This window comes from Ruegeria sp. B10 (genome assembly GCF_056539825.1).
Map to the genome: position 1 here is coordinate 67,052 of NZ_JBQFVP010000011.1, position 24,033 is coordinate 91,084.

The 24,033-nt window shown below is 52.5% G+C and carries 18 protein-coding genes; 7 read left to right on the forward strand and 11 right to left on the reverse strand.

Translation table 11 applies throughout. From position 1 onward, the window contains the following. Positions 1 to 43: 43 nt before the first annotated feature. The 4 genes from ACR0J4_RS15995 to ACR0J4_RS16010 all read right to left on the reverse strand — a co-directional run bounded on the left by ACR0J4_RS15995 (position 44) and on the right by ACR0J4_RS16010 (position 10,722). Positions 44 to 1,933, reverse strand: coding sequence for an SLC13 family permease (locus tag ACR0J4_RS15995; RefSeq protein ID WP_170643577.1), 1,890 nt, complete (start codon positions 1,931 to 1,933; stop codon positions 44 to 46). Positions 1,934 to 2,477: 544 nt separating this feature from the next. Further along, the gene (locus tag ACR0J4_RS16000) at positions 2,478 to 3,503 is read right to left on the reverse strand and encodes a response regulator (RefSeq protein WP_170643576.1); all 1,026 of its coding nucleotides are present in this window, start codon (positions 3,501 to 3,503) and stop codon (positions 2,478 to 2,480) included. After that, positions 3,496 to 3,837, reverse strand: a complete 342-nt coding sequence (locus ACR0J4_RS16005) for an Hpt domain-containing protein (protein ID WP_170643575.1) — start codon at positions 3,835 to 3,837, stop codon at positions 3,496 to 3,498. The genes ACR0J4_RS16000 and ACR0J4_RS16005 overlap by 8 nt, the downstream gene beginning before the upstream one ends. A gap of 3 nt (positions 3,838 to 3,840) precedes the next feature. After that, positions 3,841 to 10,722, reverse strand: coding sequence for a GAF domain-containing protein (locus tag ACR0J4_RS16010; RefSeq protein WP_170643574.1), 6,882 nt, complete (start codon positions 10,720 to 10,722; stop codon positions 3,841 to 3,843). Positions 10,723 to 11,238: 516 nt separating this feature from the next. Between ACR0J4_RS16010 and ACR0J4_RS16015 the strand changes: the two genes are divergently transcribed. The 3 genes from ACR0J4_RS16015 (at position 11,239) to ACR0J4_RS16025 (ending at position 13,430) form a co-directional block, all read left to right on the forward strand. Then, positions 11,239 to 11,949 (forward strand): M48 family metalloprotease, encoded by a 711-nt coding sequence (locus tag ACR0J4_RS16015; RefSeq protein ID WP_170643573.1) that lies wholly within the window; start codon positions 11,239 to 11,241, stop codon positions 11,947 to 11,949. Positions 11,950 to 12,315: 366 nt separating this feature from the next. After that, positions 12,316 to 12,855: a dihydrofolate reductase family protein gene (locus ACR0J4_RS16020; RefSeq protein WP_170643572.1), complete on the forward strand. Its 540-nt coding sequence runs from the start codon at positions 12,316 to 12,318 to the stop codon at positions 12,853 to 12,855. Next, positions 12,852 to 13,430, forward strand: coding sequence for a TetR/AcrR family transcriptional regulator (locus ACR0J4_RS16025; RefSeq protein WP_170550168.1), 579 nt, complete (start codon positions 12,852 to 12,854; stop codon positions 13,428 to 13,430). The genes ACR0J4_RS16020 and ACR0J4_RS16025 overlap by 4 nt, the downstream gene beginning before the upstream one ends. Positions 13,431 to 13,724: 294 nt before the next feature. Here ACR0J4_RS16025 and ACR0J4_RS16030 read toward each other — a convergent pair whose 3' ends face one another. Beyond that, on the reverse strand, positions 13,725 to 13,922 hold the full coding sequence (locus ACR0J4_RS16030) for a hypothetical protein (RefSeq protein WP_170643571.1): 198 nt from the start codon (positions 13,920 to 13,922) through the stop codon (positions 13,725 to 13,727). 365 nt (positions 13,923 to 14,287) lie between these two features. Between ACR0J4_RS16030 and ACR0J4_RS16035 the strand changes: the two genes are divergently transcribed. Beyond that, the gene (locus ACR0J4_RS16035; protein ID WP_170641642.1) at positions 14,288 to 15,382 is read left to right on the forward strand and encodes an AI-2E family transporter; all 1,095 of its coding nucleotides are present in this window, start codon (positions 14,288 to 14,290) and stop codon (positions 15,380 to 15,382) included. A 121-nt stretch (positions 15,383 to 15,503) separates the two neighbouring features. On the opposite strand, the gene ACR0J4_RS16040 is transcribed toward ACR0J4_RS16035, so the two are convergent. Beyond that, a complete protein-coding gene (locus ACR0J4_RS16040) occupies positions 15,504 to 16,397 on the reverse strand; it encodes a YegS/Rv2252/BmrU family lipid kinase (protein WP_170643570.1) in 894 nt (297 codons plus the stop codon). A 587-nt stretch (positions 16,398 to 16,984) separates the two neighbouring features. Here ACR0J4_RS16040 and ACR0J4_RS16045 point away from each other — a divergent pair. The 3 genes from ACR0J4_RS16045 to ACR0J4_RS16055 all read left to right on the forward strand — a co-directional run bounded on the left by ACR0J4_RS16045 (position 16,985) and on the right by ACR0J4_RS16055 (position 19,198). Further along, a complete protein-coding gene (locus ACR0J4_RS16045; RefSeq protein ID WP_170643569.1) occupies positions 16,985 to 17,170 on the forward strand; it encodes a hypothetical protein in 186 nt (61 codons plus the stop codon). A 160-nt stretch (positions 17,171 to 17,330) separates the two neighbouring features. Continuing rightward, positions 17,331 to 18,254, forward strand: a complete 924-nt coding sequence (locus ACR0J4_RS16050) for an MBL fold metallo-hydrolase (RefSeq protein WP_170643568.1) — start codon at positions 17,331 to 17,333, stop codon at positions 18,252 to 18,254. Positions 18,255 to 18,256: 2 nt separating this feature from the next. Continuing rightward, a complete protein-coding gene (locus tag ACR0J4_RS16055; RefSeq protein WP_170551060.1) occupies positions 18,257 to 19,198 on the forward strand; it encodes an MBL fold metallo-hydrolase in 942 nt (313 codons plus the stop codon). Between the two features lies 1 nt (position 19,199). On the opposite strand, the gene ACR0J4_RS16060 is transcribed toward ACR0J4_RS16055, so the two are convergent. From ACR0J4_RS16060 to ACR0J4_RS16080, 5 genes are all read right to left on the reverse strand, one after another. Then, positions 19,200 to 20,258 (reverse strand): YeeE/YedE family protein, encoded by a 1,059-nt coding sequence (locus tag ACR0J4_RS16060; RefSeq protein ID WP_480668736.1) that lies wholly within the window; start codon positions 20,256 to 20,258, stop codon positions 19,200 to 19,202. A 58-nt stretch (positions 20,259 to 20,316) separates the two neighbouring features. Then, the gene (gene hemA, locus ACR0J4_RS16065) at positions 20,317 to 21,540 is read right to left on the reverse strand and encodes a 5-aminolevulinate synthase (RefSeq protein ID WP_170643566.1); all 1,224 of its coding nucleotides are present in this window, start codon (positions 21,538 to 21,540) and stop codon (positions 20,317 to 20,319) included. A 1-nt stretch (position 21,541) separates the two neighbouring features. Further along, the gene (locus ACR0J4_RS16070) at positions 21,542 to 21,976 is read right to left on the reverse strand and encodes a DUF302 domain-containing protein (protein WP_170643628.1); all 435 of its coding nucleotides are present in this window, start codon (positions 21,974 to 21,976) and stop codon (positions 21,542 to 21,544) included. 79 nt (positions 21,977 to 22,055) lie between these two features. Continuing rightward, positions 22,056 to 23,318: an NAD(P)/FAD-dependent oxidoreductase gene (locus ACR0J4_RS16075; protein ID WP_170643565.1), complete on the reverse strand. Its 1,263-nt coding sequence runs from the start codon at positions 23,316 to 23,318 to the stop codon at positions 22,056 to 22,058. A 24-nt stretch (positions 23,319 to 23,342) separates the two neighbouring features. Further along, the gene (locus ACR0J4_RS16080; protein WP_480668737.1) at positions 23,343 to 24,032 is read right to left on the reverse strand and encodes a c-type cytochrome; all 690 of its coding nucleotides are present in this window, start codon (positions 24,030 to 24,032) and stop codon (positions 23,343 to 23,345) included. Position 24,033: the final 1 nt, after the last annotated feature.

Below are 24,033 nucleotides of genomic sequence, written 5' to 3' on the forward strand. Positions count from 1 at the left end.
CCCTATATTATGAGTTCATCTGTACGGATCGCCGAGAGGTGGCTCAGAAGAAAATCGCAAGTCCAGTCATTGAAACAACTAAGAAAAGCAGAGTCATGATTCCGCCCGAGCGAACGAAATCGACCACCCTGTAACCTGCCGGGCCCATGATCAACGCGTTCACCTGGTGTGTTGGGATCAAAAATGAGTTGGACGTTGAAATTGCCACAGTGAGAGCAAATACAGCCGGGTTTCCACCCGCCGATACAGCAATAGAAACTGCTAGCGGCACCAGCAGAACAGTTGCACCTACGTTCGACATGACCAGCGTGAACGCCGTTGCCAAAACGGCGATTCCTGCTTGCAACGACCAGATCGGCCACCCCTTCAAAAGGGCCAACACATGCGCTGCAATCCAATCCGCAGTGCCGGTGTTCTGAACCGCCTGCCCCAACGGGATCAGTGAAGCGAGTAGAAAAACTGTGCTCCAACTTATCGACTCGTAGGCCTCATCAATCGATAACACCCGGCTCAAAACCATGCCAACGGCGCCAACCAACAGACACAACGACAAGCGCAGGTCAGAAAACAGAATTAAGCTCAACGCTATTAGGAAGAAGGCAAGCGCCCATCCGACCTTGTGTGGCCGCAACTCTTCCTGGGGAAAGTCCGAGGTGACAACGACGAAATCCCTGTCTGACTTCACTCGTGTCAGACGGTCCCACTGCACGTGCACCACACACGTGTCGCCGGCTTGCAAAGGAACTTGCCCGATATGCGTAGCTGAATGATCTTCGGTCTCAACGTGGCTTAGTGTTTCTTCGCCACGCTGAATCGCCAACAAAGACAAACCATGTGTTTGGCGGAGACGTAAATCGATCGGAGTCTGGCCGATCACTGAAGAACCGGGAGGAATAACAACCTCGGCCACCCCCGATTGGGTCGCGGCGAAATCGTCTGCAAAGACATCTAGTTGGGGCAGGATCTCCAAGCCGTAAGGTTCAGCAAACTGGTGCTCAACCACCCGACGCAGGCCAAGCACTGCAAGCCGCGCCGGGGCTTCGATCTTGGTATCAGCCATCGGCGCGATGACCTTGTGGCCGCGATAAGATGTGCCAAGAATGTACATGTTATGGGCGACCATAAGATCCGCAAGCGTTTGGCCGATAATGATTGAGCCTTCAGGGACACGTATCTCAAACATATCGGCCCTAAGCCCATAGGTGTTTTCGACATAGGCCTGCATGGACCGAGCCGAGCTTGCATCTTCTCCACGCTCCCGCTGCGCTGGGAGGACCCAACGACCAAAGAGCACAAAGTAAAGCACCCCTGTCAGCACCAGCATCACACCGATAGGCGTGACTGAAAACAACCCAAACGTCTCCATTTGCTGGTCAGCTGGAAGGGATGAGTTTGCCGAAACAATCAGGTCATTCAGCAGGATGAGGGGCGACGACCCGACCAAAGTAATCGTACCACCCAGGATCGCGCAAAACCCCATGGGCATCAGCAACCTACTCATCGGGATTTCCGTACGTGCTGAGATGCGGCTTACAACAGGCAGAAAAAGCGCGGCAGCTCCGACGTTCTGCATGAAGGAACTGATGACGCCAACCGTTGTTGATATGATTGGGATTATCCGGGCCTCTGTCGTGCCACCATTCTTAAGGATCAAGGCCGCAACCTTTGACATAAGTCCGGTCTTATCAAGCCCAGCCCCTATTATCATAACTGCGATGATTGACATCACAGCGTTCGAGGAAAAGCCTTCAAAGAGCCTGGAAACATCGGCAAGATTACCTAGCCCCGGTAGATAGCTCAGCGCGCCAAGCAGCACCATCACAAGAATTGCTGCGACGTCGATCCGTATAATCTCGGTAACAAAAAGTAAGACAGTAAAAGCCAGTAGACTCAGTACGGCTATCATTTCGTACGTCAGTGCTGGTAATTCCATATCGTACTCCCAACCTAACGTTACCTGATTAGCAGCAAATGCGAAGGACCAACTCTGCGCCGGAAGTAAGGCCAAAAACCATCAGGCCGGCTCAAGAAGCTCGTTTTTTGGACATGGTATCTGCTGAAACATGGAATTCGCCAACTCAAAGAGACCCTGATGATAAACTCAAAAGCGTCTCTTAGTCACCGCAATCGGAGGGAAGGTGTCCATTCGCAGACTTGTGATAGATCCCCGCGTCCATAGTAGATATTGCCTTACCCGCGAAAAGAGTGCGCCTAAACCGGCGCGCTCACTCTATTTGGTCTTGCCTTTCACCAAGGAGTTAAGAGTGATGCATCACTCTGCGGTAAACTTTGGGCAAACTACATAGTCTAATTGGGGTGCCTTAAGTATTTTGCGCAAACCTACAAGTCTGTAGGTATTTATAAAGCTGCATTTCCTACATTGATTTGACTAATGAAAACCTTGGACGCTCGCCCATTATTCTGCGCAGTATTTGCGCATAACTTTGCACGATTTGCCCAAAGCGTTGCACGAATGGTCATAGCGCATGGATGTCGAACGGATCGGAGAAACCTTTGATCCTAGTGCCGACAAATGTCTCCAGTACATTAACCGTTTCCAACAGATCGCAGGTTTCTTGATCAACCAGAATTCGACTTCCAGTTTTCTGCGTTTCTGCTTCCAGGCGAGCAGCAAGGTTTACGGTCGATCCGATACAAGTATACGTCGCCCTGTTGTCTGTACCGGCGTAACCAGCGACGACTTCTCCAGTCGCTATTCCGATACCGATCTTGAGGTCACTTTTCCCTTCTGAGCGCCGTTCGAGATTTAATATCTCAATCATGTTGTGCATTTCATGCCCTGCCGCCACTGCACTTTGCGCGGAGTTGGACAGCGGCTGCGGAACTCCGAAAAGAGCCATCAAACCGTCTCCCAACATCAGGCTGACAATCCCGCCATTGCTGGTAACAGCCTCGAACATCAGCGTGTAGAAAGTGTTGAGCAGGTCGATTGTTTCCTCGGGAGCGAGATCTTCCGATAGGGTCGTGAAGCCGCGAATGTCACAGAAAAGGACCGAAGCGTTGGCACGTTTGCCTCCTATCGCAAAACCGGATTCTTGCAGGTCTTGTGCAACCTCCGTTGTTGCAAAGCGCTCTAGCAGTCTTTTTTGTTCGTCCCTGAGCCTTTTCTTTTCAAGGCCGCTGGAGACGCGCGCACTGAGAAGTGTCTTATTGACTGGTTTTGGCAGGTAGTCTTCAGCGCCCAATTCAATGCACCGCACGACATTGTCCAGACCCTCAACAGATGACGTCACAATTACCGGCAGATCGCGCAGGTCGGTGTCGGATTTGACGGCCTCCAGGACCTGGAAACCGTCCATTTCCGGCATTTCGATATCCAGTAAAAGCAAGTCAAACGGCTGATTAGACAACATCTCCATCGCAACCCGGCCGTTTTCCGCAACAGATGCTTGGTGACCCAATAGCTCTACGCTGCGCGACAAAAGCAAGCGGTTCACCTTGTTGTCGTCGACAATGAGCAAGTGGCCGGGGGCGTCAGTCATCAATCAGCCTCCGTAAAGCCGCGGCCGCAGTGGTGAGGGCTATCTCCAGCGCCGTCGCATCTTTTAGGACTCCAGCCTCGGGCAATTCTCCGAGTTCGACTTTCCTGGCCAGTTCGGCAAGAGCCGTCGCACCAAATGTGTTGGCGTTTGACTTGATAGAATGCGCAGCACGCCGGTAACGGTCGGCATCGGCCGCAGCCGCAGCCGCTTTCAATTCGACTATCATACTGGGCGCTTCATCGAGAAAGGTGTTCACAAGCTCCGCTGCAAAGTCTTCGCCTGTGGCGTCTCTTAGCTCCATGAAGATTTCATGATCAATTGGGCTGTCTGTCATGGATCACCTTCTTATTCTTGGGGAATTTAACAGGGCTTCGACAAGGACAGGTACGCGGATCGGTTTGGTGATATAGTCGTCCATCCCTGCATCCAGGCACATCTCACGGTCCCCCTGCATTGCGTTCGCGGTCATCGCGATAATGTGAGGACGACTTCCATCCGAATGCGCTTTGTTGATGCGGCGAGACGCTTCAAGACCATCCATCTCGGGCATTTGCACATCCATGAAAACGACATCGTATGTTTGCCGGTTTACGCTTTCGACCGCCTCAGCACCATTGCTGGCCAAATCCGCGCGGTAACCCATCTGCTCGAGCAGTCGGAGTGCAAGTTTCTGGTTCACCAAATTATCCTCAGCCAGCAAAATGCGCAGCGGATGTCGCGTCGCCATATCCGGATCTGTTTGAGGTTTGTCCTGTGGTTTGGACGGCTTTACGCGCACCTTTTCAGTCGCGAACAGTGTGACCAGGGTGTCGAACAAATGGGATTGGCGCAAAGGTTTGGCGAGGTTGGCGGCGAAGAGTCCATCTTCCAGTTCTATATCTCGCGGACCAAGTGAACTGAAAAGGATGAGTGGCAAACCCGGCTTCCTGGCGCGAACCTTTTTGGCAAGCTCTTCTCCATCCATTTCGGGCATATGCATGTCAAGAATGGCTAAATCGAATTCGACGCCTTCTTCTAATATGCTCAGCGCCTCTGGCGGAGATTCACAGGTCGTGGTCTGCGTGCCCCATTTCTCGGTTTGAAGAGACAGGATTTTTCGATTGGTGGCATTGTCGTCCACCATCAAAATTCGCTTGCCTTCGAGTTCAGGCTGAACGCCGACAAGACTGCGAGAAGACGACTTAACGGGTTTCGCAGTTTTTGCCTGAATCTTGAAAATGAAGGTGGAACCGCTCCCCTCGCCATCGCTTTCAGCCCACATGGTCCCGCCCATGAGTTCCGCAAGACGTTTTGAGATCGCAAGACCCAGACCAGTGCCGCCATATTTCCTGGTCGTTGAACTATCTGCCTGGCTGAAAGACTGAAATAGTCGACTCATGCCTTTTTTGGACAGGCCGATTCCGGTGTCTCGGACTTTAAATGTCAGTTCGAGCATTCCCTGTACCTTGGCAGATTGCTCAACAGACAGAACTACTTCGCCGCTTTCGGTAAACTTCACTGCGTTGGAAAGAAGGTTTAGCAGAACCTGCCTTAATCTCGTTAGATCGGCGCTAATCGCCAGCGGTAGCGCGTCATCGAACTCATAGGCCAGATCGAGTTGTTTCTCGGCAGCCTTGCCGCTGATTAAATCGAGCGCGCTTTCTACACATTCGCGCAGGTCGAACGGATGGTTCTCGATATCCATTTGTCCGGCCTCAATTTTCGAGAAGTCAAGGATCTCGTTGATGATACCCAAAAGCGCATCGCCGCTATCGCGGATCGTATTGGCGTAGTCGCTTTGTTCTGCATCCAACTCTGTGTCCATCAACAGCCCGCTCATCCCGATAACGGCATTCATTGGCGTTCGAATTTCGTGGGACATCGTCGCCAGGAAGGCGCTTTTTGCTTCGTTTGCTTCCTCAGCAACTTTTCGCGCCTCTTCGGCCTCGCGGAATAGACGAACATTCTCGATGGCAATTACTGCCTGGTCTGCAAACGAGTAGGCGAGGTCGATCTCATCTTTGGTAAAGGCGCCAGCTGTTTTCCGAGTGAACACCAACACACCCAGACACGCCTTGCCTTTTATTAGTGGCAGCAACAGGGCCGCGCGAACGCCATGACGATCATACGTAATCTGCTCGAACGGCGAGAGTTCGAGCGTATCCCAATCCGGAAGGTGGAGCATCTTCTTCTCATGAAGAACCTGAGCGGGAAAACTGGACATCGGATCCGGGTCGATAGGGAAACTCTGGTTTCCTTTAAGGGTGGCAACACCGTCTGCACTCACCCGCGCGAGCACCTCGAACGTGTTACCTTGAGCGGTCATGACCGCAACCATATCTGAGGAAACCAACCGCACACCGGCTTCTGCGATTGCCTCGAAGACTGGCTTGATGTCGTCAGGAGATTGGCTGATCACCCGCAGAATGTCCGCACTCGCAGTCTGACGTGCCAGGGAAGATTGCGTTTCATTAAACAGGCGAACGTTTTCCAGCGCGATGATGGCCTGATCGGCGAAGGACTCGGCAATGGCGACCTCATCTTCGCTGAAAACTTTGGCAGTTTTTCGGATGAATACCAAGGCACCGAAACATTCTGTCCCGCGCATCAGAGGCACCGTCAGCGAAGACTTGAACCTTTTCCTGCGGATGATCTCCTGATCGCGTGGGGGTAGCTCATCGTATCGCCATTCGGGCAAATGCAAGGTCTTGCCGTTCTTGATTGCCTTGGACGGCAAATTGTCTTCGGGATCAATTGGCAGGCGCTCGGTCCATGTGATTTCTTCGACGCCATCGGGTGTCGCGGCGGCGATTTGCCAAAGTTCAGTCTTGTTCGCCTGAATGGCAATCGACAGGTCGCAATCTATGAGGGTTGTCGCTAGTCCGACAATCTTTTCAAAAACCGGCTTGGTATCTGTTGGGGATTCAGAGATTACTCTTAAGACGTCCGCGCTTGCGGTTTGGCGCGCGAGTGCGGTCTGCGTTTCGTTGAAGAGTTGCGAGTTCTGAATTGCGATTATTGCCTGAGACGCGAAGGTCTCCATTTGCTTGATTTGTTTTTCGTCAAAAGCGGCCGCTGTTCGGCTCCCCATGCTGATAACACCAATTGTGTCACCATCACGGATCAGTGGCACGGAAAGAACAGATCGATAGCCTTCGAGATTGGACTTGAGCAGCGGATCATAATTGGTGTCAGCTTGCGTATCTTCAACATAGTCAGCCCTTCCATGCAAAAGCGCACGTGCTGTGGCTGATGTTTCCCCGGGTTCAAACGGATGCACCTTTAGAAAATCCGCGAATTTGGCCGATACATTGTGTCCGGCAAAATAATGGTACTTTCCATCTTCGGGTGTCTTAAGCGCCACGAAGGCATCCTGTAGGCGGCAAATGCGGGACGAAACGGCCAGCAATGCTTCCAGTACGGGCTCTAGCGCGTCAGGAGACCGGGAAATAACTTCGAGTACTTCGTTTGTGGCTTTTTGGTACTCTAACGATTCCTCAACTTCCGCCGTTCGGGCTGTCACCTCGTCGAAGAGGTGCGCATTTCCAAGCGCTATGACCGCTTGCGAGGCGAATGTTTCAACCAAGGCTATTTGCTTGTCTGAGAACGCCCCAATTTTCGAATGAGCAAGTGAAATCACGCCGAGCGTGACCCCATCCTTTACGAGCGGAACCCCCAAAGATGAACGAAATCCGGCACCCAGTGCTTCTTCTTTCCAAGCATAATCCGGGTCGTGCTCAAAATCTTCAATGTAGACCGTTTTGCCTGTAAGCGCGACGCGTCCAGTGGTCGTGCCCTTGTCTGGAACAAACACCTGACGGTTTATGATGTCGTTGTGAGCTGCGGCGGAATTGTGGGTCGCTGCAACGTCATAAATTCCGGTTTCTTCGTTTAGAAGTGCGACGTAAGACGCTTCGGGTTTGCAGATGCGAACCGCCACTTGCAAAATGGCTTTGAGTACTGGGTCAAGTTCATTAGGCGAGCGGGAGATCACACCCAGTACTTCAGACGTGGCCGTTTGATAGTCGAGCGCTTCTTCAACTTCCGCGGTGCGTGCCTGCACTTCTTTGAACAACCGGGTGTTGTTTATGGCTATCACAGCCTGGGATGCGAATGTCTCTAACAGGTTGACCTGTTTTTCACTAAACGCCCCGGGCTTCCGGTGGGCCATGACAATAACACCAACGGTCACGCCGTCGCTGACTAAGGGAACGCCGAGGGTGGTGAGGTAATCACCAATCTCTGCCGCCACCTTCCATGTGTAAGTTGGATCCTTGCTCGTGTCTTTTATGTAAACAGTCTTGCCATGAAGAGCCGTGCGGCCGATGCACGAACCTTCCTCCGGGGCAATAGGGTTGTCTGACAAATAGTTAAGAAACGCATCGCTCACGTTGTGGGACATGGCCACACGGTACAACCCATCGTCAGCATCCCGCATTGCGAAGAATGCATATTCTGGGTCGCAGATACGTGAGGAAACTTCCAGGATTGCATCCAGCACTCGTGGAAGATCGTTGGGCGAGCGAGAGATGACATCTAAAACCTCTGACGTGGCAGTCTGGTATTCTAGTGACTGCACGACTTCAGCAGTGCGTTCCTCCACTTCCCGGAACAAGTTGGCATTCGTAATGGCGATAGTCGCTTGGTCGGCAAAGGTTTCTAACAACTGAATCTGTTTGGTGGAAAATCCCGAAACCTCGGTTGATCCGACCGAAATTACACCCACGACCTCGCCATTCTTAACCAATGGGACCCCGAGCACGGACCGATATTCCCCGACGCCGCTGTCTTTTATCCAAGTATAAGAGGTCTCGGTTTCAATATCTTCGATATAGACAGTGCGTTTCGACAGAATGGCACGCCCGCTGACACCGCTTTCATCAGGCGAAATAGGATGCGCTTTGACATATTCCGCAAAGGTCGTGTCCTGCGTGAGTATCGCATGAACATGAAAAAGCTGATCGTCGGGGTTCAGCATCGCAACATAGGCATCCTGCAATTCGCAGATCCGCGACGCTTCTTTGAGAATAGCATCAAGAACAGGGGCCAACTCATTTGGTGATGCCGAAATCACCCGCAGCACTTCGGATGTAGAGGTCTGGTATTCCAAAGCCTGCGTCACTTCCGCCGTGCGATCCTGGACTTCGCGGAACTGGCGGACGTTCTCCATTGCGATCACGGCTTGAGCCGCGAAGGTTTGAACCAAAGCGACATCGTCGTCTGAGAAAGGTGCAACTTCACGACGGTAGAGCACGATCACCCCTAGACCGGTGCCATCCTTCATCAACGGAACTGCCAGAACCGAGCGGGCTCCTTCAATCTCAACCATCTGAACCCGTTTCGGGTCACGATCCCTGAAGTACAGGGGGTCGTCCGCGATATCGTCCTGGCGAATGACCTCGCCGTCGATCATTGGTTTGATCGCAATTAATTCCGTGCGTGTCAGCGGCTCGACAAAGTTTTTGAGCGCTTCGTCAAAGTCGGTTCTTGCGCCGATATTGGCCGGGATCGTTGCGAGCCCACGCTCGTTATCAGCGACACATAAAAACGCCAGCGGGGCTTTGCACAAACGGCTGGAGTTTTCGAGAATGCTTTGGAACACAGGTCTTTCGTCGTCGCGGCTACGGCTGATAACTTCGAGGATTTCTCGCGATGCTTTTTCGCGCTCAAGTCGTTCCTGAACCTCTCGAAACTGTCGCGTGTTTTCTATCGCTATGACCGCGTGATTGGCGAACTCTTCGATGAATTGTACGTCGGGATCAGAGAACGGGCGCACTTCGCGGCGGCTAACCGCAATAGCACCTATCGCCTGTTCCCCCTGCATCAGGGGCACAACAACCCGTGACCTGATGCCTTCGACCTCGACCATTGTAACAGCAGTAGGATCCCCCGAGCGATAGAACTCTGTGTCGGCGATGTCCTCGACGCGTACGACCTTGCAATTTCGTATCGCAGCCGCCGCCGTGACCGAACCATCAAGAGGCCACTCTTCTCCCAATTCGACGTCGGTTCTATCGTGCCCCCATGCACCGGCCAATTGAATATGGGTTCCCGCAGCGTTGACCAAAACCAGCGCCGCCTGATCTGCGTCACAGATTTCAGTGGCCTGCTGAAGCACGGCTTCAAAGACTCGTGCGTCATTGTCCCGGCTTTTGCTGATAACACTTAGAACCTCCTGCGTCGCCGCTTGGCGTTCCAGTTGAGTGTGCAGCTCTTTCATTTGACGAGTGTTGTCGAGGGCAATGACGGCTTGCGCGGCAAAGCTCTCGACCAAAGAAATCTCGTCATCGGAAAAGGGTCGCACTTCGCGTCGGTAAATCCCAATGACACCTACGGGGTCACCATTTGCTGACATCAATGGAACCGTCAGAAACGAACGAACACCTTCCTCGTCAACCAGTTGCCGACGCCAGGGATCCCCGTTGATGTAGTGGTCTGTCTTGCGCAAATCGACGTTGTGAATGACGCGCGCTTCCCGCACGGACTCGGCAATTTGTAAATTTGAGTCCAGAGACCAGCGATCCACGCCCACCTTGTATGTCGCCAATTGATCACCAAAATGGGCGGCATATTCCAAATGCGTTCCTGCCTCATTTAGCAGGCTCAACGTTGCTACATCTGTTTCGCAAAGCCGGGCCGTGTTTTCCAAGATCGTCTGAAATACCGGCGCTTCATCATCCCGAGACCGACTGATCGTCTCCAGAACATCACGCGTGGCACCTTCACGCGCCAGACGCACCTGCAACTCGCTAAACTGTCGAACATTTTCGATTGCAATGACCGCTTGTGCGGCGAAAGTTTCAACCAGCTGGACCTGATCGTCGGAATAAGGTCGCACCTCATCCCGTGCCAACATCAGGCATCCAATTGCGCTGCCACCCACTTTCAATGGAACAAAGAGATTGCTCCTGCACCCATGCGTGTCGACAATGAGCTTAAAGCGCTCATCTCCCGATTTGTGAAAATCGGTGTCGCCCATATCGACAACACGTTTTGTCTCACCGCTGAGAATAGTGTCGGTCACAATGGAGTTGCCTGGCTCCATCGTGTATTTGCCATCGAGCCAGAGCTGTTGAATATCCGGGTGTAAATTGACGCTGGCAACCAGTTGCTGACAAGCATCCCCTTCTTGCCCGAGTACCAGACCGGCAAAAAAGGCATCACACAGATCTTTTGCCAGCGTTACAATCAGGTCGCATACTGGCTGGATGTCGTCCTTGGTCTCGGAGATCGCTTGCATAACCCGCGCGGTGGCTTCGAACCGAGCCTGCTGATCATCCGCGCTGAGCCCAGAGCTTTGCGCAGATGACGACGCTGAGTCAGCAGTCTCTGTTGATGCCTTCTTTCCACCCACCTGCGTTCGTGCCCCCCACGCAAACTAATGAAACACACAAGACCGGAGTTTAGAGGGCATACGATAGAAGTCACAGAGTTTCTTTCTGGACAGCATCCGTGACTGAGCTGCCTCTTCTGATTAGTGCATTTTTCTATCCAGTTAAGATAGCTACGATAAAGTGAGCGAAAGATACCAATAGATGGAATAATTTAGTACCCGAGGGGCAGCCGCGGTCCTTTGATTCAAGGCCATTTGCGTTGCCTACCATTTTGGTCGCATCGGAATCGGGTGCTGCTACAGCAAACCTCCTCTGTTATTGAATATCAATTTTTGCAGGCCCTAAGATTCGGGTATCGGTGTTGGTTTATCGACGCCTGAGAGCTCAATTTAGGATCTCCCAAAAGGTAGGAAGGCTTAGGTATGAAGCGGATTGCCTCGGTATTGCTTGCATTTTTGTTGGCGGGATGCGTTTCAACCGCGCCTCCGCCATCGGCACCCATCCCAAATCCCGGTCGCACGAGTGCCCAGGTCAATTCAAAACAGGCACAAGCTAGATTTCGGCAGGTTGCCTCTCGAATTGAGCCCGTTGCTGAAAACGAGTGTCGCCGCCAAACTAGGGGCGTGAATTGCGATTTTTTGATCCGAATTGATCCAAACAAAAATGCGCCCTCAAACGCGTATCAGAGCTTAAGTAAGTCAGGACGCCCTGTCATAACAATGACCCAAGCGTTGACACGAGATGTGAACAATGCCGATGAGCTTGCATTTGTTATGGCGCATGAAGCCGCTCACCACATTCAAGGGCATTTGGCCCAACAGGCCCAAAATGCAGCGGCTGGAGCGGTACTTTTGGCAGGTCTGGCAACAATTGCGGGGACTGGGCCGAATGACATTGCCGCAGCACAAGATCTCGGAGCCTTTGTGGGCAGTCGCAGCTATTCAAAAAACTTTGAATTGGAAGCTGATCGACTAGGCACGGTGATAGTCTACAAAGCTGGCTATGATCCACTCAATGGTGCGCTTTACTTTGCGCGCGTTCCTGATCCCGGTGATCGTTTTCTAGGGACGCATCCTCCCAACGCACAAAGATACTATGCGGTGCAGGATACAATGGCTCAGATCAGTCGCTAACCATTTTGAGTTAAGGTCTTCACCGGGCCTCAAAGTCTGATCGCGGCTAGAGAGAGCTTCGAACCCGGGTTAATTCGACGTTCTCAAGGTCGCCCCGCTGACACTCGCTTTGATGCAGGCGATGGCCGTGATGCGACCGCGTACAAATGCTGCGCGAGCAATGACAGATCGCGCACTAAAGCGGCTTTTTGCGCAAAACGGTCACTCTTGGAACGTCGGGATTTCCCCGCCGAACCCAATTCACTTGGGTTACTGAATAGGCAAATGTCCCCTTTCTTCGTTAGAGCGGCGCGTCTTGACTGATCAAGTTGCAGGTATTTGTTTAAATATTTATACTATGTATAATTTAAAGGGAAAGAGAACACCATGCCAAGCGGGCACATCATGATGGCCATGAGCCTCGACGGTTTCGTTGCAAGAAAAGACCATTCGCTCGATTGGCTAAATAAACAGCACGCTGAAAATGAAGACCACGGGCTCATCGAGTTTATGAACAGCGTAGATGCTATTGTCATGGGGACCGGATCACTGCGAACAGTCCTTGGATTTGGTGAATGGCCATATGAGAAACCCGTCGTGGTACTCAGCCGCTCAATGACGAAACAGGACGTACCTGAAAATCTACACGACAAAATTGATTTCTCCACTGCCAGCCCCGAAGAGTTATGGGGAATCTTTCGCGAGCGCGGTTACAACCGCGCATATGTCGATGGCGGTGCGATCATTCGGTCGTTCCTTCAGGCCGGATTTATACAAGACATGAAGATTACTTTGGTTCCTATTCTACTAGGTGATGGCATTCGCATTTTCGGTGAAACGGATGGCGATATTGATCTTGAACTGATCTCTGCCACACCCTTTCCATCGGGTATGGTCGATCTGGTTTACGAAGTGAAAAGCGTATGACCAAAGCACCAACTGTCGGGCGACCCAAAAAGTCCAAGGAACGTCTGTCGAAACAGCTTATCATGCAAACAGCCTTGCCAATTGTTCAAAAGCAGGGAGCCGATGCGCTTTCGTTTCGGTTGCTTGCGAATAAGCTAAAGGTCACGCCGATGGCGGTAACTTACCATTCTGGCAGCAAGCGAAAGCTGCTGGCTGACTTGGTTGAACTGGCCTTTGCGAACACGCTTCAGGCCACCTTTGAAGAAGGAGCCAGCGCAAAAGCGCGTAGCATACTAAGTGCCTACTATCTTCGGGCCTTGCCGAATGCCAACCTACTGCGCGCAGTTCTGGAAGACGTCACGCTCATCAGCAAAGATCTCTTGGACGTCACAGATAAGCTGCGGGAATGTACGCGGGAAATTGACGATGGTGACGAAAACGATGTGCTTTTGCATCTTCTTATCGACTACACACATGGTTTTGTCCTCTCTGCGTCAAGCAGCAAAAACAACCCGTTAACAATCGATGACTTTTTACGAGGTATTGATTGGGTACTGGCGCGTGCGATCGGCGGTGCGCACGGCCGTTCAAAATGAGGCATTCAAATCTTAAAGATTTTGACCGGTCTCGCTTTAAGGCCTACGTGCGCCAAACGTATGAGGCAGAGCGCCTAATACAATGGAGATTTTATGAAAGAGACCCGGGCTTAATGCCCGTTCCTGGCGGCCAAAACTCAAAAACCCAACATTGACGAGCACAGTCACGCGCTATGCTTAAGTATCCTTTCTGTTGTGCTTTCGTGAAATCGAGACTTCCCAATGAATATCTCAAAGCACGAGCAACTTATTTTGCACGAATTCGCCCTTGTCCGGTCCATCCACTCCAAGCGCTTAGAAAACGGAAAAATAGAAGCCGCCATTGTCTACAAGGTTGTACACGCCGTCAGCGACGGTCGTAAATTCGAAGCCAAGCTGCGCCATCTCAGGTGAAACCGCGAGAATGCCGGCGTCGTTGTAGGACCGGCGGGCGATGTCGACGGCGGAAAGCTGCTGCGCGAGTTCGTGGCTGTCAGCCGGATTCCTGCACAAGCCGTCAGCGGGACGTAAATACAGACGCTGCCGAGGTACTGACTGGATTGAGAGCCTAGTTTCAGTCGCTTTTAGGTCACCCGGAAAAAGCGCTCAGATGACAGAACCGAGCCAAAAGCGATCCATCCGACATCCAATCTCAAAAGGAGGCTGAAACAAGACTATTTCTGATAGTCTTACAGCCTAAGGTTTCTTATCAACGGCCAGTTCAAGGCAAAGAAGTGAGGACCATCATCTGAAAACCTCAGCTATTCGCGCTGGAGAGAAGTACCCAAGCCACTTGCCAAGTTACGATCAAGGCGAGCTAATACACTATCAATGCAGAAAGCGGTCGGACAACGCTCAGTCCTGTAGGGAGCCTACAAATGAAAAAGGGTATGCATCATCAAGATCCTTCATCAGGTTTCTTGGGACTCACGTTCTGGTATCAGTTGGTCGTCCTTGTGTTCTTGACCGTAGCGTCGCTAGTCCTCGCCTCCTCTGTGCTGGTTCCCCTGTCTTTTGCGGCTCTCCTGTTTGTTCTTCTTACCGCGACTGCGGATCGAATTGGCAGAGTCAAGATATTTGGCAGCACCGTCCCGAAGTGGCTTGCGCATTTGGCCGCAATTTCAATTGTGTTAATCGGCCTCTCGCTTGTGTTGTCGATACTATCCAGTCAAGCCGGCGAGGTTTCGGAAGCGTTTCCGCGCTATGAGGAACGGTTTTCCAGCATAGTCGCAAAGCTGGTGTCACTGGTTGGGCAAGACAACTATGCAGCCGCGATCAAAGCCTTGGAGCAGATCAACCTGGCTGGGCTCGCGACAGGAGTGATCGGCTCTGCTGGGGCATTCCTAAGCGCTTTTTTCTTGGTGCTGCTTTATGTGCCATTCATGTTGGTTGAACGTGTTCCAATGCGCGCCAAAATCAAGCTCGCAATCAAAGACAGGGAAGCCGCTGAAAAAGTTCGTCGCGTTCTTGAGAGCACGTCGGACAGCATTCAAAGATATGTTGGTATCAAAACGCTGGTGAGTGCACTGACTGGCTTGGGCAGTTATGCAGTGATGGCATCCGTCGGCTTAGACTTCTCTGAAACCTGGGCGGTTCTTGCGTTTTTGTTGAATTTTATCCCAACAGTCGGCTCTATCGTCGGCGTCGCGCTTCCTTCAATTGTCGCACTGGTACAGTTTGAAGAAGTCGTGCCCTTTCTTGTTGTTCTAATTGGTTGTGGCGCTGTTCAATTCTCTGTCGGAAATATCCTGGAGCCAATGCTACTTGGGAAAAGCCTGAATTTGTCGCCATTCATGGTCATTTTGGCGCTCACGTTTTGGACTGCGATCTGGGGGATTGCCGGAGCGTTGATGAGCGTCCCGATCACCGTGTGCATAATGATTGTACTATCGAATATCCCATCTACCCAGCCAATCGCGATACTGATGTCCGGTGATGGGAAAATAAACAACACTGACGCCGTAAACAGCTAAGCGAGAGACGTTCGCCGACTGGATGGCGGCTTTTTAACTAACTATATCACCGAATGTATGAAGCAGCCCCGCACATATTTCGAAACAGCGTGCGAAGTTTGAGTTTAAAGAGAAACCCGAGCTACTTACCGCTTGGGAAAACGAAGTTCAGCGCATTTGGTTTAATTGAAACCTCAAAGCGTTGATCGATCAACGGCTCGCCGTCCAAATTCATATGAAACGGTTGGGAGGTTTTCAAAACCATAGATCTCAGACGAGAGCGCTGTACAACGCCATCCTTGGGATCCGAGATATCCGGCAGTCTGCCAAAGGGCAGATTTTCTGGCATTAAACGCTCTGCGGAAAGCACGCTTAAATCGAGCAACCCGTCGGACACTTCCGCTTCAGGCGCCACGTCAAAACCGCCACCTGCATAGCGGCTGTTCGCAATCGCGATAGCGGAAATGGAAACGTCGTACGGGTCTTCATCATCAATTGAGATTGTTGCGGGAACAGATTTTGCATCAGATAAACGAGCAAGCCCAAACAGAGTGTACGCGAGTCCCCCCAGTCTTTTCTTCATTTCCTTGGGTGTCGTTGCAGTGATCATCGCTCCAAATCCGCCGCTTGCAACATTCACAAACGGACTGCCGTTTATGTATCCTACATCGATAGGCCGCGCGTTTCCCGATGCAGCAACTCGAACCGATGTTGCCAAGTCCAACCCCTTATCACCATACGACCGAGCGAAATCGTTCGCTGTTCCCAAGGGAACAAGACCTAGCGAGACAGGCGACTTTGTCTTCAACTTCAAAACAGCATTCGCGACCGAGTTCAAAGTGCCGTCACCACCGCCAGCGATTATTCGGGTTACCCCATCGCCTACGGCTTCTCGAAGGGTCTTCCTCAAGTCTTTTCCTGACCAAGGAATACATACCCTAATGCCAAGCTCTTTTTCCAATGGGCGGACAGCAGAACGCAGATCGGGTCTTGCTGCGGACTTCCTATTGAGAATTAGCAGGGTATGTTTGGCCATGGTTCCAGCATAAAGCTCTCGCACGTTGGAGCAACTGCTTTAAAATTTCTAATGGCAGAGGCGCTCAAGCAATTGAAACCTTATTTGTGCTAGCCAACCCCAAATGACGATAGTCAGCTTTCTCCGCATCTCGGAGTATACAAAGCTTAGTAGTGAAGGTCCTCTTCGGGCTGTAAGTAGCTATCCGAAGATCTTCCCTGATACTACAAGCATGCCGCGAACGCGTTCACATCGCCTCTCAAAATCATTGAGAAATTTTGCGTGTAGCAGACCAAAGAATTTCGCGCCGATTGCCCGAAACAATTCGCGATTCAATCTCGCTCGTGAACTCCCAAGGGAGAAAAAAAGTCATTTTGCGAGATTCACAAACGAACCCATTTCCCTAGTTTTCCATCCGAACAGCCTGAACATAGAAAGATGATATTGCGCATTTTCTTGAGGCTTCGGGGATCCCTAACGCCTATACAGTACCGTCATCTTGAGCGTCCAAACTCACAAGCCCTACAGCTAGGCACCCTCAGTTTCCTTGCACGCATGCTACACAAAACAGTGCACTGCTTAAAAGTAACACGCGTTTCAAGCGAGGCATGGAAGAATGGATCTGTTTGGGAGAACTACTGGAAGAGGCGCTCGAGGCGCATCTGAAGCTTGAAAAGAGGGTGCCGCCAGAGCAGCCGACGACGAAACCTCAGTTCGAGTCCCGGCTTTTCCTCAAAGAGTTCTTTCATCATCTCATCAGCTGTCTCGGCAACAGAGTAGTATGGATTAACTGATGCGGGAAACGCCCGGGATCGGGAACCGTGACTCGGCATATTTGGGTTGAAACCAAAAGCTCTTCTACATAGCGCCCAGCCTGCAGATCGCTTGGCGAAACTCCATCCTTCTCCATCTTTCGTCATTTACAAATTAAAACATTCATTTTATTGATTGTGTATGGGTAAAAATTCATTTTCTCGACGTACTTTCTTACACAACGCCGCATGTATCGCGGCACTTGGTGTTCAGTCCAAAATCGCTTGGGCAGAGCTACAACTCGGTTCTTCGGCTCGGATTGCAACTATGTCAGACGGGTACCTGTCATTGCCTCCGGAAATGGTCTTCGGCGCCATGCCGAAGGAAGAACTCAGGCAGCTTCTGGACCGCTACAAGGTGGACGCGAACAAGTACGAGCCAGAGTGCAATGTGGCACTTTATCGAGAGGGTCAAAACACGGTGCTGTTCGATGTGGGAGCTGGGCCAGATTTCATGCCAACATCTGGCAAGCTTCTGGAATCTCTAGAAACTATCAACCTGTCGCCCGAAGACATCTCGCACGTGATCTTCACCCATGCGCACCCAGATCACATCTGGGGCGTTTTGGATGATTTCGATGACCTTCTTTTCCCCAACGCCAGGCATCACTTTGGCCGCAATGAGTGGGATTATTGGTGGAACCCCTCAACGGTGGATACCATTGGAGAAGATCGCGCTGCGTTCGCTGTAGGCGCGAAGCGGCGTATGGCGGCAATTGAGGATCAGGTCGCGTTTTTTGACGACGGACAAGAGATTCTTCCCGGTGTTGCAGCACGCGCAAGCTTTGGACACACGCCCGGCCACATGGCGTTTGAAATTCGCAGCGGTGGTGAATCCGTGATGATTGTCGGCGACGCGTTGGGAAATCCACACGTAGCTTTTGAACGCCCCGACTGGCACAGCGGCACGGATCAGGATCCACAGGCGGCCGCAGCAGCTCGGAACTCACTGCTGGATCAGATTTCCCACGAGCAAATGAAAATGATTGGGTTCCACCTGCCAAATGGTGGGATCGGCAGGGTCGAGAAGACTGGCTCTGCTTATAAGTTCATTGGAGAACCATAATGATGCGATCGCTGGCGATTGTCTTGGCCCTGGCCACACCAGCTTGGGCAAGCGAGGATATTGCAGACCAATACCCGCAAAGTGTTCTGTATTCCAAACCGGTCGAATACATACCCGGCGTCTATTCCGCCATTGGCGCAACTGCACCGCCGACCTATGAAAACTCTGGTCACAACAACAACCTCAGCTTCATAGTTACCGGGGAGGGCGTGGTCGTCATAAACGGCGGTGCGGCATACGTGCTTGCCGAAGCGCTGCACCAGGAAATTCAGGCGATCACGGAACAGCCGGTTAAGCTTGTCTTCAACGAGAATGGTCAGGGGCATGCGATGCTTGGCAACGCCTACTGGTCAGAGCTCGACGTTCCAATTATCGCCCATTCGGATGCTGCGGCTGAATTTGAGGAATACGGCCCTCAGATCCTTGAAGGAATGCAAAGTTACAATCAGGACAAGGCGGAAAGAACCTTTATGGCTGGCCCAACCGAGACATTCGAGGATGAATACGTTGTTGAAATGGGTGATTTCCGGATTGAGGCCAAATATCTCGGGCCGGCCCATAGTCCTGGAGATATCTCGATTTGGCTGCCGAACCAAAGCCTTGTTATCGCGGGTGACATGGCGTTTCACGAGCGCATGCTGCCTATTTTTCAAGAGACCTATACGGCGGATTGGCTTGAGACTTGGGACAACGAGTTCGAAGCTTTGGGAGCCACATTTGTTATCCCCGGCCACGGTCATCCGACAAACATGGATCAGGTGCGCCGCTATACACGCGACTACCTGATCTATCTGCGCGGCAAGATCCAAGAGCATATGGATGCTGGCGGCGATCTGGCTGAGGCTTACTATGTCGATCAGTCACCATATGCCCATTTGGACACGTTTGAGGAACTGGCGACAAAAAATGCCGGGCGCGTATTTGAGCAGATGGAATTCGAATAGCTCAGGACGTTTGTGGAACAGGCATTCGCCTCAATAGCCTATGCGTGCTGATCGCTCCAACCCACATGAAGAAAACGGCAAGCCACGCCGTCAATGACAGGGTGGACCCTCCGGAAAGCCCTGCTCCCACGGCGCAACCTCCGGCCAGCATCGCTCCAAACCCCATGAGGACAGCTCCAGCAAGGTAGCGCTCCATCGGAGTATCCGGGCCAAACCGTTCGATCTTCCACTCTCCTGCAGTTAGGGCCGAGCCTGCGGCACCAATTGCTACGCCTGGAACGAGGCCGATACCGAAGGACAACACGACGTTCCTCTCGGCAACCAAGGCCATTAGTGTATCCGTGGCCGGTCCGGTAAATGTGATTGACGACACGGGCACGACGTCAAAAGATGCTTGCGCGATCGCAAAGGTCATCATCCAGCCAAGCGCCACAGCCACGCCAACGCCTGCGGCTGTAACGACCCTGTTAAGCGCGACTCTCCGGTGGAATGCGAATGCAATTGCCGACACCAATCCCAACGCTGCAACGGCTGTATAAGCCACTGTCGAAAATCCAAGTATTTCCGAGATATCTCTCGAGGCGCCTCCTGAGACAGTCCAGATCCCGGAAAGCAATTCGCGGGCGGGACTAAGAACGCCCGTGTAGGCCGCCTGAGCCACTAAGGTTAATACCAATCCTGTAATCAGAGCGCGAAGGTTACCGCAGGAGGCCAATACCAACAGGCGAGATGCACACCCACGCGCCAGAACCATGCCAACGCCGAACATCGCCCCGCCAATTATTGCGCCGCTAAGGCTGCCCGTCGACGCAATCGCGCGTGTCTCAGAAAGGTTTAACCACTCAAACGCGACAAACGCCTGTACTAAGGTGAGCGCAGCGGTGAAGGCGATCAGCCAAACCGCAAGGCGTGGACCAAGCTCGCCTTCGGCGACTTCGATGGTCGACGCTCTCAAACAAAAGTGAGACTTCTGGGCCGTCACGCCGAACAAGATACCGACAAGCGCACCGGCAAATGCCAAAGCGCCAGGGTCTCCCAACAAATCGATGAGCCTTTCCATCAACAGAAACTCTCACTTCGTTGCTTGCGCTTCCATGTCCTCGGTCAAGTTGTCATTTTCACTGCGCAGCCATTGGCCTGCGCGCCAATTGGCATTGAGTCCATAACTCACCCAAGGCAGATACCAGTCGATCCACGTCGTCTGTGGAATGCACTGGAGAAGGTGTAATCCGTAGACGTTCAGTTCCCTTGGGGACGGTTGGATAGTTGATCGGCTGGATGTAAATTCCATATTCACGCATCAGTACGTCAGAGATGAAGCGACACTTGACCGGATCGCCGACCATCACAGGAATAATGTGACTTGGGTTCTGTGTATGCGGAATGCCCAGATCGTCGAGCCTGTCTCGTACCTCGCGCACGCGCTGCTGGTGTAGATGTCGTTCCGAATTGCTTTGCTTCAGGTGCCGAACCGACGCGGCAGCTCCTGCGGCCACGGCGGGAGGCAACGCAGTGGTGAAGATAAACCCACTGGCAAACGACCGGACAAAATCGACAAGCTCTTTCGACGCCGCGATGTATCCACCGACTACGCCGAACGCCTTGCCCAATGTCCCCTCAATAACGGTTAACCGATCCATCAGGCCTTCGCGCTCAGCTATGCCGCCTCCGCTCGGTCCATAAAGCCCTACGGCGTGAACCTCATCCAAATAGGTCATCGCGCCGTAGCGATCGGCCAGATCACAGATCTCGGCAATTGGTGCAATGTCGCCATCCATGGAATAGACGCTCTCGAATGCAATGAGCTTCGGTGCGTTGGCAGGCAGCTCAGCAAGGTGCCTTTCAAGGTCCGCCACGTCGTTGTGTTTCCAGATACGCTTCTGACACCGACTGTGGCGAATGCCCTCGATCATCGAGGCATGGTTCAACTCATCAGACAAGACTGTGATGCCAGGTATGCGAGACGCCAATGTTCCCAGCGCGGCCCAGTTCGAGACGTACCCGGACGTAAACAGAAGCGCAGCGTCCTTGCCATGCAAATCAGCAAGCTCTTGCTCCAGCAAAACATGCTGGTGGGTGGTTCCAGAGATATTCCGCGTTCCTCCCGCCCCGGCACCAAGCTCATCGATCACCTTGTGCATTGCTGCGACAACACTGGGGTGCTGACCCATTCCCAGATAGTCATTTGAGCACCACACAGTGACTTTCTCGGGGCCATTTTCCGCGTAGCTACGTGCTGTCGGGAACGCGCCACGCTGCCTTTCGAGATCCGCAAAGACCCGGTAGTTCCCTTCCTCCTGAAGCTGGCCGAGTTGATTTCGAAAAAACTGCTGATAGTCCATTTCAGTTCCCAACGGCTTCTTCGACGATGCCTGACAACAGAGTCTGGACCTTTTGCATTGGTCCATCAGGATAGCTTCGGTATCCAACCATCACGCCATCGTCGTCTTCGGTCACAAATATTCCGTAAGGGCAAAAGCCAATATTCATCGGGTCTGCTTCCATCACTTCACGCGAGATTTTTGCCGAGCAGAAAATAAAGATATCCGCGGCCGCAAATATCTGCTTGTCGCTGCCAACATCTGCGCCTGTTCGATTCAGCATTTCCCCAACATGGCTCACATAGTCGATGACCAGCCCTTGTCCCACAATCGCGGACTCCACGGCGAACGTTGCATCATCAAAACTGCCGTCGAAGGGGATAGTGATGATCTCTTCTGCAAGCCCTTGGCTCGCCAGAACAGTGGAAAACGCGGCTGCGGCGATAAAGTGTTTCATGGTTTTAGTCCTCCTCCTAAACCGCATTTTCTCAGATTGATCATCGGGGTCTTTGACACTGGTCAAAGCCCCGATTGCCTCAACCAAACATGTCCGACGTGATACCGGCGTACCAACCAAGAGACTCTTCGTAAGTTGCTTTCCTCAGGTCGGCATCTTCACCGGTCTGGCTGATAAAGCCATCGACTTTGGCGATCTTTTCAGGCGTCGCCTCATAAGTCGCGCCAACTTTCACACCATCATCGGTGTCAATGAGCGACCAGCATGTGTTCGAGAACTTGGCCGGGAATACTTTTGACCCGGTCAACGCACCTCTTACTGCGTTCGCACAGACCTTTGCCTGGCTGTTTGCCGAAAAACCGGATTTCGGCATGTCGCCCTGCTGGCTGGCATCACCAAGAACGTAGATATCCGGATCGGCTTTGGAAGACATGTCCGCAGCGTTTACTGGTGCCCAGTTGCCATCGGTCACTCCCGCCATTTCCGCAATTCGACCAGCTTTCATCGCTGGGATCACATTGCAGACATCAACCTTCGTCTCTTCGCCGTCGATAGTCACCGTCATTGCTTCCGGATTCACGGATACATTGCCGCCGCCGAAATCTTCGCCGATCCAGTCAACCATTCCTTCATAGTTGTTTCCCCAGCCTTCTTGGAACAATGCCATTTTCGAGAATTTCGGCTTCGGATCAGCTACAATGATCTTTGCTGTTGGGTTGTTTGCCTTCAGCACGTGCGCCACCATCGAAACCCTTTCATACGGCCCGGGCGGGCAACGGTACGGGTTAGGAGGAGCGACCATCGCGAAGGTACCTCCTTCGGGCATCGCCATGATCTGCGCTTTCAAAAGCTCAGTCTGAGAACCAGCCTTGTACGCATGTGGCATCTTGTTTTGGGACGATAGGTCCCAGCCCTCGACCGCGCCATCAACAAAGTCGATACCCGGGCTGAGGATCAGCTTGTCATAAGGAACTGACCCGCCACCTGCCAAGGACACCGTCTTTGCGTCGCGGTCGACCCCAGTGGCCCAATCATGCACGACGTTGATACCGTAATTCGCGGCAAGCGTGCCATAGCTGTGGGCGATGTCCGATAGCTCCTGAAAACCTCCCAAATAAAGGTTTGAGAAGAAACAGGTGTAGTAAGTCCGAGACGGCTCGATCAGCGTCACGTCAATCTCACCTTTGCTGTCCTTTGCAATGTACCGCGCGGCAGTTGCACCGCCTGCACCGCCGCCAACAACCACCACACGGGGATTGCCTTGAGCCAGCACCATCGGAGCAGATAGCCCGGCGGCCACTACCCCGGCGGCTCCAAGAAATACTCGTCTATTGAGTGTCATCGCGTTTCCTCCCCTTAGGCACTTTCATTCTGGATTATTGAAGTAGGCGGCCAATGCCGCGATCTCGTCATTGCTCAGCCGTCCAGCGATCATTTGCATGACCGGATGTGGCCGCTGTTTGTCTTTATAAGCGTGCATGGCGACCACGAAGTTTTCGTCAGGCCAGTACACAATCGAAGGAATGCCCTCATCGCCCCCTTCGATCTGGTGACACGTTGTGCATTCGCTGCTGAGATATGCGCCGTACTCAGGATCTCCTTGTATCGCCAGGATCGCGGGATCGATCGAATGATCCGTGCCTTTCGCGGTTGGGTCCGCTTCCGGGATGTCCTGAGGATTGTCAGAAAACGCCCGCAAATAGGCGATCACGTTGGCGCGGTCTTCCGGGTCTTTCAAACCGGGAAAACTCATCCTCGTGCCCGACGCAAATGCACGTGGGTTTTCAAGGTAGGCGGACAGAGTATCAGCGTGCCATTCCAGACCCGAGTTACCCGCACGCTCTAGGCTTTTTGAGTAATTGAAACCATCCAGACCAGCAGCCTTGCGCCCAAAGACACCATTCAAATGCGGCCCAATTTTGTTTTTGGCTCCATCTCCAACCTGATGGCAGCCTTTGCATTTGGCGAACACTTCTTTCCCGGCTTCGGCGTCGCCGAGGCCTTCGGTGGCGTGGGTCGATGGGGCAACAGCAACTAAAACCGCCGCGCAGGTCAAA

Bases quoted from the DNA above. Each gene is read 5' to 3' on its own strand.
- ACR0J4_RS15995 (WP_170643577.1), bottom strand. From the start codon at position 1,933: ATGGAATTACCAGCACTGACGTACGAAATGATAGCCGTACTGAGTCTA.
- ACR0J4_RS16000 (WP_170643576.1), bottom strand. From the start codon at position 3,503: ATGACTGACGCCCCCGGCCACTTGCTCATTGTCGACGACAACAAGGTG.
- ACR0J4_RS16005 (WP_170643575.1), bottom strand. From the start codon at position 3,837: ATGACAGACAGCCCAATTGATCATGAAATCTTCATGGAGCTAAGAGAC.
- ACR0J4_RS16010 (WP_170643574.1), bottom strand. From the start codon at position 10,722: ATGCAAGCGATCTCCGAGACCAAGGACGACATCCAGCCAGTATGCGAC.
- ACR0J4_RS16015 (WP_170643573.1), top strand. From the start codon at position 11,239: ATGAAGCGGATTGCCTCGGTATTGCTTGCATTTTTGTTGGCGGGATGC.
- ACR0J4_RS16020 (WP_170643572.1), top strand. From the start codon at position 12,316: ATGCCAAGCGGGCACATCATGATGGCCATGAGCCTCGACGGTTTCGTT.
- ACR0J4_RS16025 (WP_170550168.1), top strand. From the start codon at position 12,852: ATGACCAAAGCACCAACTGTCGGGCGACCCAAAAAGTCCAAGGAACGT.
- ACR0J4_RS16035 (WP_170641642.1), top strand. From the start codon at position 14,288: ATGAAAAAGGGTATGCATCATCAAGATCCTTCATCAGGTTTCTTGGGA.
- ACR0J4_RS16040 (WP_170643570.1), bottom strand. From the start codon at position 16,397: ATGGCCAAACATACCCTGCTAATTCTCAATAGGAAGTCCGCAGCAAGA.
- ACR0J4_RS16045 (WP_170643569.1), top strand. From the start codon at position 16,985: ATGGAAGAATGGATCTGTTTGGGAGAACTACTGGAAGAGGCGCTCGAG.
- ACR0J4_RS16050 (WP_170643568.1), top strand. From the start codon at position 17,331: ATGGGTAAAAATTCATTTTCTCGACGTACTTTCTTACACAACGCCGCA.
- ACR0J4_RS16055 (WP_170551060.1), top strand. From the start codon at position 18,257: ATGCGATCGCTGGCGATTGTCTTGGCCCTGGCCACACCAGCTTGGGCA.
- ACR0J4_RS16060 (WP_480668736.1), bottom strand. From the start codon at position 20,258: ATGGAAAGGCTCATCGATTTGTTGGGAGACCCTGGCGCTTTGGCATTT.
- hemA (WP_170643566.1), bottom strand. From the start codon at position 21,540: ATGGACTATCAGCAGTTTTTTCGAAATCAACTCGGCCAGCTTCAGGAG.
- ACR0J4_RS16070 (WP_170643628.1), bottom strand. From the start codon at position 21,976: ATGAAACACTTTATCGCCGCAGCCGCGTTTTCCACTGTTCTGGCGAGC.
- ACR0J4_RS16075 (WP_170643565.1), bottom strand. From the start codon at position 23,318: ATGACACTCAATAGACGAGTATTTCTTGGAGCCGCCGGGGTAGTGGCC.